Raw genomic sequence first — 13,295 nt, forward strand, 5'->3', positions numbered from 1 at the left:
CCGGACCCGGCGAGCGGAGGTGCGGCATGGGCGTGCGGCCGCCGACCGACCCGCTGACCGACCCGCTGCCCGAGGTCTGCGTGGTCTACGTCCTCCGCGAGTCGCCCCGCGGGACCGAGGTGCTGCGCGGGCGGAAGCTCCGCGGTCTCGGCGAAGGCCGGGTCGTCGCTCCCGGCGGCAAGCTCGAGTCGGGGGAGTCGCCCGCCGAAGCGGCCGTCCGCGAGCTGGCGGAGGAGGTCGGCCTGCGCGCAGATCCTCGCGACCTCGAGCCCCGCGGCTCCCTCGACTACTTCTTCCCGCACCGCCCCGCGTGGAGCCAGCGCTCGCACGTCTTCGTCTGCCGCCGCTGGTCGGGCGAGGTGGTCGCCTCGGGCGAGCTCGCCGCAGCCTTCGTCCCACTCGACGAGGTCCCGTACGGCCTGATGTGGGACGACGCGCGCTTCTGGCTCCCCGCGGTGCTGCACTCCGGCGCCGTGGTCGACCGCACGTTCGAGTTCGGCGCCGACCTCGAGCACGTCGTCGATCGGTCCTGATCCCGCCGTCCGGTCGCTTCGGCGCCAGATCTTTGACGCGTTCCCGGTGATTCGTCGATCGTTCTCGGGCGGAGAGGGAGCCCGGCCCCGGGTGAGCCCCGCGCTGAGGAAGAGGTGACGGCGATGAGGACTCGCCTCCTGCGGGGGACGGCGGCTGCGCTGGTCGTGCTGACGACCCTGCTGGGCATCGGTGCGCTCACGACGGCGCCCGCGGCGGCGCTGACATCGGGGACGAAGTCGAACGAGCCCTGGGTGGTGCAGGTCTACGACAAGATCGTGGGAATCCATACCAACACCTGCACCGGCACGGCGATCGCCGCCGACTGGGTGCTCACCGTGGACCACTGCCCCGTGAGTCACGTCTACTACCGCTACGCCCCGTCGCCGACGGAGGACGAGGTGACGGAAGTGGTTCCGGTGGCGGAGTCGATCTCGCTCGCCCCCGCGGACATGAAGCTCCTCCACCTCTCCCGCCCGCACGCGCTGCCGCACTACCCGCGACTGGTGCCGGGCGGCTACCGGGTCGGCTCGGTCGGCCACCTCTACGGGCTGGGTCCGGACATGTTCCCCACGCAGAGGACCGAGAAGGTCTGGATCAGGAGGGTGGGACGGATGCCGAACGGTCTCATCGGCTTCCACTCGACAGCGACGACCGGCAGCACCGAGCAGATCGGCGAGACCGGCGACTCGGGCGGGCCGCTGATCGTGAACGGGAACCTCGTCGGGGTGTTCTACGGGACGACCCTCCCCGGTGAGCGGGTGCCGATGATGGGGTACACCGATGTGCGACCGGCAGTGGAGAAGCTGAAGCAGCTGCAGGGGCGCGACCGATCCCCCCGGGAGGCGGCCTCGGACGCGGCGGCGGGCATCACCGAGGTCTCGGTCGTCCGCGGGTACGTGGAGGCGACGATGAGCGAGGCGCTGGTCCGCTCCGGGAAGCGGGTCGTCGTCTGGGTGAACGGCCGCTACGCGGGTGACTACAACGAGGGCAGGGGCTGGTACGCCTGGAAGTACGACGTCCCGGGCGGCACGAAGATCGTCCCCACCACGCCCGTGAAGGACGGCGACCTCGTCCAGGTCGGCGAGCTGGCCTCCGGCGTGGACGTCGCCGCGGCCGACCTGCTCTTCCAGTCGACGCTCACCGGCGTCGACAGCGTCCAGCGGACCGGTGACCGGGTCGCGGTGACGTTGAGTCGCGCGCTGGTGAACTCGGGGAAGCGGGTCGTGGTCTGGGTCGACGGCGTCTACCGGGCCGAGGTGCTCGACGACGTCTCGCTGTACGCGTCGAAGACGAACATCGACGGCGCCTCGATCGTCACGCCCGACGGCACCGTTCCGGAGGGCGCGCTCGTCCAGATCGGGGTGCTGCTCGCGGGGACCGACATCGATCAGGCCGAGATCCTCGACGCCCGCGTCCTCTGACGGCTGCTCGCACTCCGACGGCCGGCTAGAGCTCGAGCACGTCGCCCGGCTCGAGGGCGTGGTACTCGCCGCCGCCCTCGCGGGTCGCCCAGCTGAGGCGGTCGTGCCCGAGCTTCTGGCCCGCCTCGGACAGCACCCGCTCGTGCGTCGCGAAGGCGTGCCGCGGTGCGAGCTCGAGGACGTAGTCGATCGACTCCGCGATCTTCATCCAGGGCGCGCCGGAGGGGGCCGCCAGCACCTCGACGTCGACGCCGGCCGGCACGGTGAAGGAGTCGCCCGCGTAGTAGAACCGGCCGTTCACCAGCACGCCGACGTTGTCGATCACCGGGATGGAGGAGTGGATCACCGCGTGCCGGGAGCCGAAGAAGCGCAGCTCGAACGGTCCGACCTCGACCACGTCGCCCTCGGCGACTGTCTCGACGTCGAAGCCCTCGGCCGCCGCGGCGACACCGGCCGGCCCGAGGATCCGCAGCGCCGGGTTCGCGGTGCGCAGCCGCTCCAGCTGCTCCGCCGTCCAGTGATCGGCGTGCTCATGGGTGATCACGACCGCGACGGTGTCGGCCGAGCCCTCGACGGGACGGGTGAAGGAGCCGGGGTCGAGGACGAGCCGCGAGCCCGCCTCCTCGACGAGGACGGTGGCGTGCTCGAGCTTGGTCAGTCGCATGCTCCGAGCCTCTCGCGGGGGCGACCGCGGTGCAAGACGGCCCCGGAGAGCGCGCCGTCCGCCCGCTCGATTTGCACCGGTGCGGATCCGTGTGCAACACTCTTCGAGTTGCAAAAACGCGGCCCCATCGTTTAGCGGCCTAGGACGTCGCCCTCTCACGGCGGTAACGCGGGTTCAAATCCCGCTGGGGTCACCACGGCAACACGAGCAGAACCCCCGGTCATGGCCGGGGGTTCTTCTCGTTTAACGGCCCGCTCCCCGGGGAGAGACCGTCGGAATCCACTGACCCCCGGAAGGTCCCCATGCAAGAGCTGCCCGTCTGGTTCGTGACCGGCTCGTTCGTCGTCCTGAGCCTGATCCTGGCCGCGGACCTGCTGCTGGTCTACAAGCGCCCGCACGTGCCGAGCCTGAAGGAGTCCGGCCTCTGGGTCGGCTTCTACGTCACGCTCGCGCTGATCTTCGCCCTGGTGATGCTGCTGCTGGGCGGGGGAGAGGTCGCCGGCCAGTTCGTCGCGGGCTGGCTGACCGAGTACAGCCTGTCGATCGACAACCTGTTCGTCTTCGTGATCATCATGGGCCGCTTCGCAGTGCCGCCGAAGTACCAGCAGGAAGTGCTGATGGTGGGCATCATCATCGCGCTGATCTTCCGCGGGGTGTTCATCCTGCTGGGCGCGCAGCTGATCGAGAGCTTCAGCTGGATCTTCTACCTCTTCGGCGCCTTCCTCGTCTACACGGCCTGGAACCAGGCGTTCGGCAAGGAGGACGAGAACGAGGGCACCGACAACCTCCTCATCCGTCTGCTGCGCAAGCGCGTGAAGATCTCGGACGAGTTCGACGGGTCGAAGATCCGCACCGTGAAGGACGGGAAGAAGTACTTCACGCCGATGCTGATCGTGTTCCTCGCGATCGGCTCGACCGACCTGCTCTTCGCGCTCGACTCGATCCCGGCGATCTTCGGCATCACCGAGAGCCCGTTCATCGTCTTCACCGCGAACATCTTCGCCCTGATGGGCCTGCGCCAGCTCTACTTCCTGCTCGGCGGCCTCATCGACAAGCTCGAGTACCTCAAGTACGGCATCGCGTTCATCCTCGCCTTCATCGGCGTGAAGCTCGTGCTGCACGCCCTGCACGAGAACGACCTCCCGTTCCTCAACGGCGGCGAGCCGCTGCCGGTCTGGGACATCGACACGATCACCTCGCTCGCCGTCATCGTCGTCAGCATGACCGTCGCCACGGTCGCGAGCCTGATCAAGATGCGCCGCGAGCACTCCCACATCGAGCTGCACGACGGCCACCCGGAGGTCGTCGCCGACGCCGACGGGCAGGACCGCGCCGAGAAGAAGTGAGCCCGGTCCCGTGACTGCGACGACGAGCACGACCAGCATCGACCTGCCCCAGGGCGTCCTGCACCTGATGGTGTCGAGCAGCACCGACGTCGGCGCCGTCCGCCGGGTGAACGAGGACGCCCTCCTGGTCGCGCCGAGGCTGGTCGCCGTCGCCGACGGCATGGGCGGGCACGCCCGCGGCGACCTGGCCAGCTCGACCGCCGTCGAGAGCCTGCGGGCGAGCGCGGCCGAGGCGATCGGCCCGGTCTCGGACGTCTTCGCCGTCGTCGAGACCGCCAACGCTGCGGTCCGCGACCTCGACGTCGGCGGCGCCCTCTGCGGAACGACGCTCACCGGCCTCACCCTCGTCCGGCCCGACGACGGCGGACCCGCCTCCTGGGGCCTGTTCAACGTCGGCGACTCCCGGGTCTACCGCTGGGACGGCGCGGGTATCCAGCAGCTGACCGTCGACCACTCGGCGGTGCAGGAGCTGGTCTCGGCCGGACTGCTCAGCCGGGAGGCGGCGGAGTCGCACCCCGACCGCAACATCGTCACCCGGGCGCTCGGCGCCGACGACGAGGTCGAGACGGACGTCTGGACCCTGCCGATCGTGCCCCGGGCGACCTACCTGCTCTGCTCCGACGGCCTCACCAAGGAGCTCTCCGACGCCCGGATCGCCGAGCTCTTCGCCCGCCGCGACGCGGGGGACCTGCACGGTGCCGATCTCGCCGAGGAGCTCGTGCGCGCCGCGGTCGACGCCGGCGGGCGGGACAACGTGACGGTCGTCGTCGTGGAGGCCGTGCTCGCCCCTCGACCGGACGCCGAGGCCTGACTCCACGGGCCACGCCCCTCGAACAGGTGGCAGCGACTCCGGCTCCGAACTGCAGAGCCGGGCTGTCGATGGGCATACTGGAGGGATGGACACCGTCGAGGCTCTCGATCGCGCGAAGACGCGCTTCGCGGAGGGCGACGTCCGAGGGGCCGTGTCGCTGCTCGAGCGCTGCGTCGAGGCCGACCCCGTCTGGATCGACCCCCGCGTCCTCCTGTCCGAGCTCTACCGGAGGTCCGGCGACCTCATCGAGGCCGGCCGCTGGGGCTACCTGATCGAGAACTGTGCCGCTCCCGAGGAGCGCCGGGCGTTCGAGCGCGCCCTGGTGCGCACCGACGAGGACCCGTTCGAGTTCGCGGAGCGCGCCCTGGTGCGTCCGCTCGAGCTCGCGGCCGAGTCGCCGCACGCCGCGATGATGCTCGCCGAGCTGCCGGCCCGGATCGACGAGGCCGAGCGGTTCGAGCAGGAGTCGCCCGATCCGCTCGACGGCGACTGGTTCGAGCACGAGGCCGTGCCGGTGAAGCGGCGCTCCGGTTTCGTCGGGATGGTCGGCGCCGCGGTCGCCGCGGTCTTCGTCGTCGGCGGCGTGGTGGTCGGCGCGGCCGCTCTGCTGGTGGTCCCCGCGGTGCTCATCGCGATGCTCGTCGCGCCCTGACGGCCGCTGCCGCCCTCCCCGATCCGCTCGGGCCGCGCCTCCCTGCCGCTCGTCGGCGCGGTGCTATCCTCGGTCAATGCTGTTCGGCCGGCTCCTCCTTCTCCGCCGCGACGAGACCTCGATCTGACAGGCCTCCCTCGTCGCGGTGTCTCTCGCGGGCTGACCACATTCCTGAGGAAGAGAAACCCGTCATGAACGACAGTTCCCCCGACACCGCCGCGCCCTCGGCCGCCGAGACCCCGGCCGCCGAGCGCCCGCGCACCCTGGCCGAGAAGGTCTGGGACGACCATCTCGTCGCCAAGGGCGAGGACGGCACGCCCGACCTGATCTACATCGACCTGCACCTCGTGCACGAGGTGACCAGCCCGCAGGCCTTCGACGGCCTCCGCCAGGCCGGCCGACCCGTCCGGCGTCCCGATCTCACGATCGCGACCGAGGACCACAACACCCCGACCGTCGGCATCGACAAGCCGATCGCCGACCTCACCAGCCGCACCCAGATCGAGACCCTGCGGCGCAACGCCGCCGAGTTCGGCGTCCGCCTGCACTCCCTCGGCGACATCGAGCAGGGCATCGTGCACGTCGTCGGCCCGCAGCTCGGCCTGACCATGCCCGGCATCACCGTCGTCTGCGGCGACTCGCACACCTCGACCCACGGCGCGTTCGGCGCGATGGCGTTCGGCATCGGCACCAGCGAGGTCGAGCACGTGATGGCCACGCAGACGCTGCCGCTCAAGCCCTTCAAGACCATGGCGATCACCGTCGAGGGCGAGCTGCGCGAGGGCGTCACGGCGAAGGACATCATCCTCGCCGTGATCGCGAAGATCGGCACCGGCGGCGGTCAGGGCTACGTGCTCGAGTACCGCGGCTCGGCGATCCGCGCGCTCTCGATGGAGGGCCGGATGACGATCTGCAACATGTCGATCGAGGCGGGCGCGCGCGCCGGCATGGTCGCGCCCGACGAGACGACCTTCGCCTATCTCCAGGGCCGCCCGCACGCCCCCGAGGGCCAGGACTGGGACGACGCCGTCGCCTACTGGCGGACCCTCCCGAGCGACGAGGGCGCCGTCTTCGACGCCGAGGTCGTCCTCGACGCGGACGCGCTCGAGCCGTTCGTCACCTGGGGCACGAACCCCGGCCAGGGCGTCTCGCTCTCGCAGGCCGTGCCCGACCCCGACGCGATCGCCGACCCGAACGAGCGCTCCAACGCCCGGCGCGCGCTGGAGTACATGGACCTCGAGGCCGGCACCCCGATGAAGGAGATCCCGGTCGACGCGGTCTTCATGGGCTCCTGCACCAACTCGCGCATCGAGGACCTCCGCGCCTTCGCGTCGATCATCGCCGGCCGCACCAAGGCGCCCGGCGTCCGGGTGATGGTCGTCCCCGGCTCCGCCCGCGTGCGCATCGAGGCCGAGGCCGAGGGCCTGGACAAGGTGATCACCGCGTTCGGCGCCGAGTGGCGCTTCGCCGGCTGCTCGATGTGCCTCGGCATGAACCCGGACCAGCTCGCCCCGGGGGAGCGCTGCGCCTCCACCTCGAACCGCAACTTCGAGGGCCGGCAGGGCAAGGGCGGCCGCACGCATCTGGTGTCGCCGCTGGTCGCCGCCGCGACCGCCGTCCGCGGCACTCTCTCCAGTCCTTCCGACCTGGAGCCCGTCCGCGAGCTGGTGGAGGCCTGATCATGGAGAAGTTCGAGACCGTCACCGGCATCGCCGCGCCGCTGAAGCGCAGCAACGTCGACACCGACCAGATCATCCCCGCCGTCTTCCTCAAGCGGGTCACCAAGACCGGCTTCGAGGACGCGCTCTTCCACGGCTGGCGCCAGGACCCGGAGTTCGTGCTCAACCAGCCGGCCTTCCAGGGCGCGCAGATCCTCGTCGCTGGCCCCGACTTCGGCACCGGCTCCAGCCGCGAGCACGCCGTCTGGGCGCTGCGCGACTTCGGCTTCCGCGTCGTGCTGTCCTCCCGCTTCGGCGACATCTTCCGCGGCAACTCCGGCAAGCAGGGGCTGCTCGCGGCGGCCCTGGCGGAGAGCGACATCGACCGGCTCTGGGAGCTGATCGATGCGACGCCGGGAATAGAAGCGACCGTCGATCTGGTTGGTCGTACGGTCACCGCCGGTGGCGAGACCTTCCCTTTCGAGGTCGACGACTACACTCGTTGGCGCCTGATCGAAGGGCTGGACGACATCGGCCTGACCCTGCGCGACGAAGCGCTCATTTCCGAATTCGAGACCCGTCGCGCGAGCTGGCGGCCCAAGACATTGCCGGTGAAATAGCGTGAACACACTTCTTCAGGACGCCAAGGCGGCGGGAGCACAGGATGCGAAGGCGGCGGGAGCCCGTGTGGGGATGACCACCGAGCGGATCACCATCCACGGCGGGCGGCCGCTGAAGGGCCGGATCGAGCTCAAGGGTGCGAAGAACCTCGTCACCAAGGCGATGGTCGCCGCGCTCCTCGGCGAGACCGCGTCCACCCTGCGCGACGTCCCGGACATCAGCGACGTCCGCGTCGTCAAGGGCCTCCTCGAGGTGCACGGCGTCAAGGTGAAGCAGGGCCCCGAGGTGGGCGAGCTGATCCTCGACCCCTCCAACGTCGAGTCCGCGCACTTCGCCGACATCGACGCCCACGCCGGCTCGAGCCGCATCCCGATCCTCTTCTGCGGACCGCTGCTGCACCGCCTCGGCGAGGCGTTCATCCCCGACCTCGGCGGCTGCCGCATCGGCGACCGCCCGATCGACTACCACCTCGAGGTGCTCCGCAACTTCGGCGCCATCGTCGAGAAGCTGCCCTCCGGTATCCGGATGTCGGCGCCCGAGGGCCTGCACGGCGCCAAGGTGTCGCTGCCCTACCCGAGCGTCGGCGCGACCGAGCAGGTGCTGCTCACCGCGGTCCGCGCCTCGGGCATCACCGAGCTGTCGGGTGCAGCGATCGAGCCCGAGATCATGGATCTCATCAACATCCTGCAGAAGATGGGCGCGATCATCTCGGTCGACACCGACCGCGTGATCCGCATCGAGGGCGTCGACCGCCTGGAGGGCTACACCCACCGCGCGCTCTTCGACCGCAACGAGGCCGCCTCCTGGGCCGCCGCGGCCCTCGCGACCGACGGCGACATCTTCGTCGGCGGCGCTCGCCAGCAGGAGATGACGACCTTCCTCAACGTCTTCCGCAAGGTCGGCGGCGCGTTCGAGATCGCCGAGGACGGCATCCGCTTCTACCACCCCGGCGGCGAGCTCAAGCCGGTCATCATCGAGACCGACGTGCACCCCGGCTTCATGACCGACTGGCAGCAGCCGCTCGTCGTGGCGCTGACCAAGGCCAAGGGCGTGTCGATCGTGCACGAGACCGTCTACGAGCAGCGCTTCGGCTTCGTCGACGCGCTGGTCGAGATGGGCGCGACCATCCAGATCCACCGCGAGTGCCTCGGTGGCCAGGCCTGCCGCTTCGGTCAGCGCAACTTCATGCACTCCGCGGTCATCTCCGGCCCGTCGAAGCTGCACGGCGCCGACATCGTCGTGCCCGACCTGCGCGGTGGCTTCTCGCACCTGATCGCGGCGCTCTCGGCCGAGGGCACCTCCTCGGTCTCGAACGTCGGCATCATCAGCCGCGGCTACGAGAACTTCCTCACCAAGCTCGAGCTGCTCGGCGCCGACTTCTCGCTCGACGCCTAAACGGCGGCGCCGGAGCACCTCCGGCACGTGACACCGGCTCCGGCTCGCAGAATCCCCCCGATCCTGCGAGCCGGAGCCGTTTATACGTGCCCGACGTCTCGTCGCCGCGGGTCGGCTCACCTCCGGCTCGCGTAACCGCCTCCGGCTCGTCGGATCGGCGGGATCCCGCGAGCCGAGTCAGATTCCGCGAGCCGGAGTCGCTTCCGCCGGGTCTCGACACGCCCCTGCGGGGCTGCTCGACCAGCGTCGGCGCGTGCACCGCGCCGCCCGTTGGCGTGGGCGGCGGGGGCGGCGGAGCCGGGATGCGAGGATGGGCGGGTGTCTGAACGAAGCCGCCCGTCCATCTTCTGGCTCCTCGCGGCGTTGGTGATCCCGACGCTCACCGCCTCCGTGGACCTCCGGGTCCGCGACATCGACAAGATCCCGCGCAAGGGCGCGTTCGTGTTCGCGCCGAACCACTACAGCGAGATCGACCCGTTCATCACGGGCTGGGTGCTGTGGCGGGCCGGGCGCGCGCCGCGCTTCCTGGCGAAGGCGTCGCTGTTCAAGATCCCCGTCGCCGGAGCGATCCTGCGCGCCTCGGGGCAGATCCCGGTCGAGCGGGCCGGCTCCGTGCGCGGCAGCGAGCCGCTGAAGGCGGCGAAGGAGCTGGTCGACCGGGGCGGCTCCGTCCTGATCTACCCGGAGGGCACGCTCACCCGCGACCCCGAGCTCTGGCCGATGCGCGGCAAGACCGGCGCGGTGCGGATGGCGCTGCAGTACGGACTGCCCGTCGTGCCCGTCGCGCACTGGGGCACCCAGCAGGTCATGGGCCGCTACTCCAAGAAGATCACCCTCTTCCGCCGCAAGCGCGTCGACGTCCTGGTCGGCGATCCCGTCGACCTGTCGGCGTTCCGCGGGCGCAGCCTCGACTCCGCGACCCTCAACGAGGCGTCGACCGTCGTGATGGCCGCGATCACCCGCCTGCTCGAGGAGCTGCGAGGCGAGACGGCACCGGAGAAGCGCTGGAACCCGGCCGAGCACAATCAGAAGGGCACGGGACGCTTTGAGCAGGGGCAGTAGGGCCGAGAAGGCGCCGATCCCCGTGCCGCGCCGTGTCGCCGTCCTCGGCGCCGGCAGCTGGGGGACCACCTTCGCCAAGATCCTCGCCGACGGCGGCTCCGACGTCGTGATGTGGGCGCGGCGGGCCGAGCTCGCCCGCGAGATCACCGAGGCCAAGCGCAACAGCGACTACCTCCCCGGCATCAACCTGCCGCGCAACATCCGGGCGACCCCGCGGATCGAGGAGGCGCTCGAGGGCGCCGACCACGTCTACCTCTCCATCCCGTCGCAGACCCTGCGCGGGAACCTCGAGGCGATCACGCCGTTCCTCACCGAGCGGACCGTCCTCGTCAGCCTGATGAAGGGCGTCGAGAAGGGCACCGGCCAGCGGATGAGCGAGGTGATCTCGCAGGTGCTGCCGATCGATCCGAGCCGGATCGCGGTCGCCTCCGGGCCGAACCTCGCGCTCGAGATCGCGAAGGAGCAGCCGACCGCGGCGGTCATCGCCTCGGAGAGCCTCGTCACCGCGCAGGAGGTCGCGCTCGCCGCGACCAACCGCTACTTCCGCTCCTACGTCAACACCGACGTGATCGGGACCGAATTCGGCGGTGTGCTGAAGAACCTGATCGCCGTCGCGATCGGCATCGTCGACGGCGTCGGCTACGGCGAGAACACCAAGGCGTCGATCATCACCCGCGGCCTCGCCGAGATGACCGACTTCGCCGTCGCGTACGGCGGGCGGCCCGAGACGATGTCCGGGCTGGCCGGCCTCGGCGACCTGATCGCGACGTCGAGCTCGTCGCTCTCCCGCAACAACACGGCCGGGCGCCTGCTCGGCCAGGGCTACAGCTTCGGCGACGTCGTGAAGTCGATGCAGCAGACGGCGGAGGGGCTCTCCTCGGTCGCGCCGATCCTCGAGCTCGCCCGGGCCCGCGGAGTCGACATGCCCATCGTCGAGCAGGTGTCGCAGGTGCTCGCCGGTACGCTCGATCCGAAGGACATCGCGCCGCACCTGACCACGGATTCGGACGAGCCCCAGGGTGAGAGGAACCTCGATGACCAGCAAGCTCGCAGTGGCCGTTCTGTTCGGGGGGCGTTCAAGCGAGCACTCGATCAGCTGCGCAACGGCGGCGGGGGTGCTGCGGGCGATCGATCGTGACCGCTTCGACGTGATCCCCGTCGGGATCACCGCTGACGGCGCGTTCGTGCTCGAGGAGGACCGGCCGGAGAAGTTCGCGCTCGACGCGAGCGCCCTGCCGCGGGTCGAGGACAACGGGACGCGCGTGCGCTGGCCGGAGTCGGCGCTCTCCCGCGAGCTGACCGTCACCGCGGCCGACGGCTCCGTCCGGTCGCTGGGCGACGTGGACGTGGTGCTGCCGATCCTGCACGGCCCGTGGGGCGAGGACGGCACCGTCCAGGGGATGCTCGAGCTGGTCGGGCTGCCCTACGTCGGGTCGGGCGTGCTCGCCTCGGCGCTCGGGATGGACAAGCACTTCACCAAGACCGTCTTCCGCGCCGCGGGCATCGCGGTCGCCCCCTGGTACACCGTGACCGAGGCGGAGTGGCGCGATGACCCGAGCGACGCCGCGTCGGCCCTCGACGAGCTCGGCCTGCCCGCCTTCGTCAAGCCGGCCCGTGCCGGATCGAGCGTGGGCGTGAGCCGGGTCGACGAGCGCTCGCAGCTCGACGCCGCGCTCGAGGAGGCGTTCTCGCACGACTCCCGGGTGCTGATCGAGTCCGCGATCGTCGGGCGAGAGGTCGAGATCGGCGTGCTCGGCGCGCGCCGCGGGGAGTCCCCGCGCGCGTCCGTGGCCGGCGAGGTCGTCGTCAGCGGCGGCGGCTTCTACGACTTCGAGGCGAAGTACCTCGGGATGAAGGGCGTCGAGCTGGTCTGCCCGGCCGAGCTCACCGAGGACGAGCTCGCCGAGATGCGGGCCCTCGCGGTCAGCGCCTTCACCGCGATCGGGGCCGAGGGCCTCGCCCGCGTCGACTTCTTCCTCACGGCCGACGGCTTCGTCATCAACGAGATCAACACGATGCCCGGCTTCACGCCGATCTCGATGTTCCCGCGGATGTGGGGCGCGAGCGGCGTCGACTACCCCGACCTGATCAGCGAGCTGCTCGACCTGGCGCTCGAGCGCGTCCCGGCCGCGGTCCGATGACCGCGGCGGGCCTCGGGCTCCGGCTCGAGCCGGGCCCGCGGGCGCCGTTCGAGCAGATCCGCGAGGGGATCACCGCGCAGGTCGCCGCGGGGTCGCTCCTGGTCGGCACGCGGCTTCCTGCGGTGCGGACCCTCGCCGAGGAGCTGGGTGTCGCTCCGGGGACCGTCGCGCGGGCCTACAAGGAGCTCGAGGCCGCGGGGATCGTGGAGACGCGGGGGCGCGCCGGGACGGTCGTGTCCGGTGGCGTCGACTCGGTCGAGCACGAGCTGCAGCTGGCGGCCGGCGCGTACGCGGCGCGGGCCCGGGCGCTCGGAGCGACGCCGGAGCGGGCGCTGCAGGTCGCGGCCGCGGCCCTCCGCGGGCCGGACTGACGGGGCGCTCGCGTTCGATATGCAGGCGATCCGCGGACGTCGACGGGGGCCTGTCCCGCGGAAAGCCTTCTCCGTGGCGCGGAACCTGCAGATCGGACGTCCGAGATCAGCCCGTCGGCGTGCTCGGCGGGTCGAGGGTGTCCGTGTCGGAGACGTTCGTGCAGGCGCGCTCCTGCGGCAGGTAGGAGACGGCGTTCGCGAGGTCGACGACGGCCGAGGTGCCGGAGGCGCGGCTCTGGTCGACGGTGATCTCGACCGCCGGATCGCGGCCGTAGGTGGTCAGCGTGTAGACGTCGTCGGCGGCCTGCGACTCGTCGATGATCCAGTCGACGCCGCTGACCGAGACGCAGAGCTCGGTGGTGGGGCCGGGGGGAGTGACACCGCAGTGCAGGATGACGGCGGCGGGGGTGCCCCAGGCCGCCGTGCCCTGCGCGTTCGTCTCGCGCTCGGGCAGCTCGGCGACGACGTCGGGCAGGCGCACCGAGACCTCGGCGCAGCCCTCGTTCGTCGCGTCGTCGGCCGGCTGCAGCGCCACGGCGGCCGAGCAGCCGCTCAGGAGCAGGACGGCGGAGGCGGCGACCAGGGGGGTGCGGAGGAGGCGGGAGGACATCGACGGCAA

Annotated in this window: 14 protein-coding genes and 1 tRNA gene; 13 read left to right on the top strand and 2 right to left on the bottom strand. The window is 71.0% G+C overall.

Annotation, left to right across the window (positions count from 1 at the left end; translation table 11 throughout):
* The first annotated feature begins 26 nt into the window (after positions 1–26).
* Positions 27–533, top strand: coding sequence for an 8-oxo-dGTP diphosphatase (locus tag EDF45_RS06770; protein WP_123735402.1), 507 nt, complete (start codon positions 27–29; stop codon positions 531–533).
* A gap of 123 nt (positions 534–656) precedes the next feature.
* Positions 657–1,955: a trypsin-like serine protease gene (locus EDF45_RS06775; protein WP_123741012.1), complete on the top strand. Its 1,299-nt coding sequence runs from the start codon at positions 657–659 to the stop codon at positions 1,953–1,955.
* Positions 1,956–1,980: 25 nt separating this feature from the next.
* Here the strand turns inward: EDF45_RS06775 and EDF45_RS06780 are convergent, their stop codons facing one another.
* Positions 1,981–2,619, bottom strand: coding sequence for an MBL fold metallo-hydrolase (locus EDF45_RS06780; protein ID WP_123735404.1), 639 nt, complete (start codon positions 2,617–2,619; stop codon positions 1,981–1,983).
* Positions 2,620–2,739: 120 nt separating this feature from the next.
* Between EDF45_RS06780 and EDF45_RS06785 the strand changes: the two genes are divergently transcribed.
* The 11 genes from EDF45_RS06785 to EDF45_RS06835 all read left to right on the top strand — a co-directional run bounded on the left by EDF45_RS06785 (position 2,740) and on the right by EDF45_RS06835 (position 12,676).
* A tRNA-Glu gene (locus EDF45_RS06785) sits at positions 2,740–2,815 on the top strand.
* A gap of 106 nt (positions 2,816–2,921) precedes the next feature.
* Positions 2,922–3,965 carry a TerC family protein gene (locus EDF45_RS06790; protein ID WP_123445561.1) on the top strand — a complete coding sequence of 348 codons (1,044 nt, stop codon included), beginning with the start codon at positions 2,922–2,924 and terminating at the stop codon, positions 3,963–3,965.
* Between the two features lie 10 nt (positions 3,966–3,975).
* The gene (locus EDF45_RS06795) at positions 3,976–4,776 is read left to right on the top strand and encodes a PP2C family serine/threonine-protein phosphatase (RefSeq protein ID WP_260311883.1); all 801 of its coding nucleotides are present in this window, start codon (positions 3,976–3,978) and stop codon (positions 4,774–4,776) included.
* A gap of 85 nt (positions 4,777–4,861) precedes the next feature.
* Positions 4,862–5,428 carry a DUF6584 family protein gene (locus EDF45_RS06800; RefSeq protein WP_123735405.1) on the top strand — a complete coding sequence of 189 codons (567 nt, stop codon included), beginning with the start codon at positions 4,862–4,864 and terminating at the stop codon, positions 5,426–5,428.
* Between the two features lie 191 nt (positions 5,429–5,619).
* Positions 5,620–7,107, top strand: a complete 1,488-nt coding sequence (gene leuC, locus EDF45_RS06805) for a 3-isopropylmalate dehydratase large subunit (RefSeq protein ID WP_123735406.1) — start codon at positions 5,620–5,622, stop codon at positions 7,105–7,107.
* Between the two features lie 2 nt (positions 7,108–7,109).
* Positions 7,110–7,706 (top strand): 3-isopropylmalate dehydratase small subunit, encoded by a 597-nt coding sequence (leuD, locus tag EDF45_RS06810; protein WP_123445564.1) that lies wholly within the window; start codon positions 7,110–7,112, stop codon positions 7,704–7,706.
* 73 nt (positions 7,707–7,779) lie between these two features.
* Positions 7,780–9,102 (top strand): UDP-N-acetylglucosamine 1-carboxyvinyltransferase, encoded by a 1,323-nt coding sequence (murA, locus tag EDF45_RS06815; RefSeq protein ID WP_164874434.1) that lies wholly within the window; start codon positions 7,780–7,782, stop codon positions 9,100–9,102.
* 318 nt (positions 9,103–9,420) lie between these two features.
* Complete coding sequence (locus EDF45_RS06820) at positions 9,421–10,164, top strand: 1-acyl-sn-glycerol-3-phosphate acyltransferase (RefSeq protein ID WP_243586551.1); 744 nt, start codon at positions 9,421–9,423, stop codon at positions 10,162–10,164.
* Between the two features lie 22 nt (positions 10,165–10,186).
* Complete coding sequence (locus EDF45_RS06825) at positions 10,187–11,302, top strand: NAD(P)H-dependent glycerol-3-phosphate dehydrogenase (RefSeq protein WP_173286025.1); 1,116 nt, start codon at positions 10,187–10,189, stop codon at positions 11,300–11,302.
* Complete coding sequence (locus EDF45_RS06830; RefSeq protein ID WP_123735408.1) at positions 11,199–12,305, top strand: D-alanine--D-alanine ligase family protein; 1,107 nt, start codon at positions 11,199–11,201, stop codon at positions 12,303–12,305. Before EDF45_RS06825 ends, EDF45_RS06830 begins: the two co-directional genes overlap by 104 nt.
* Entirely contained in the window at positions 12,302–12,676 is a 375-nt protein-coding gene (locus EDF45_RS06835; RefSeq protein WP_123735409.1) for a GntR family transcriptional regulator, read from the top strand. The genes EDF45_RS06830 and EDF45_RS06835 overlap by 4 nt, the downstream gene beginning before the upstream one ends.
* 106 nt (positions 12,677–12,782) lie before the next feature.
* Here EDF45_RS06835 and EDF45_RS06840 read toward each other — a convergent pair whose 3' ends face one another.
* Positions 12,783–13,286: a DUF3515 domain-containing protein gene (locus EDF45_RS06840; RefSeq protein ID WP_123735410.1), complete on the bottom strand. Its 504-nt coding sequence runs from the start codon at positions 13,284–13,286 to the stop codon at positions 12,783–12,785.
* Positions 13,287–13,295: the final 9 nt, after the last annotated feature.

It is taken from the genome of Rathayibacter sp. PhB186 (assembly GCF_003751825.1).
GTDB classification, from domain to species: Bacteria; Actinomycetota; Actinomycetes; order Actinomycetales; family Microbacteriaceae; genus Rathayibacter; species Rathayibacter festucae.

Bases quoted from the DNA above. Each gene is read 5' to 3' on its own strand.
- EDF45_RS06770 (WP_123735402.1), top strand. From the start codon at position 27: ATGGGCGTGCGGCCGCCGACCGACCCGCTGACCGACCCGCTGCCCGAG.
- EDF45_RS06775 (WP_123741012.1), top strand. From the start codon at position 657: ATGAGGACTCGCCTCCTGCGGGGGACGGCGGCTGCGCTGGTCGTGCTG.
- EDF45_RS06780 (WP_123735404.1), bottom strand. From the start codon at position 2,619: ATGCGACTGACCAAGCTCGAGCACGCCACCGTCCTCGTCGAGGAGGCG.
- EDF45_RS06790 (WP_123445561.1), top strand. From the start codon at position 2,922: ATGCAAGAGCTGCCCGTCTGGTTCGTGACCGGCTCGTTCGTCGTCCTG.
- EDF45_RS06800 (WP_123735405.1), top strand. From the start codon at position 4,862: ATGGACACCGTCGAGGCTCTCGATCGCGCGAAGACGCGCTTCGCGGAG.
- leuC (WP_123735406.1), top strand. From the start codon at position 5,620: ATGAACGACAGTTCCCCCGACACCGCCGCGCCCTCGGCCGCCGAGACC.
- leuD (WP_123445564.1), top strand. From the start codon at position 7,110: ATGGAGAAGTTCGAGACCGTCACCGGCATCGCCGCGCCGCTGAAGCGC.
- murA (WP_164874434.1), top strand. From the start codon at position 7,780: ATGACCACCGAGCGGATCACCATCCACGGCGGGCGGCCGCTGAAGGGC.
- EDF45_RS06830 (WP_123735408.1), top strand. From the start codon at position 11,199: ATGACCAGCAAGCTCGCAGTGGCCGTTCTGTTCGGGGGGCGTTCAAGC.
- EDF45_RS06835 (WP_123735409.1), top strand. From the start codon at position 12,302: ATGACCGCGGCGGGCCTCGGGCTCCGGCTCGAGCCGGGCCCGCGGGCG.
- EDF45_RS06840 (WP_123735410.1), bottom strand. From the start codon at position 13,286: ATGTCCTCCCGCCTCCTCCGCACCCCCCTGGTCGCCGCCTCCGCCGTC.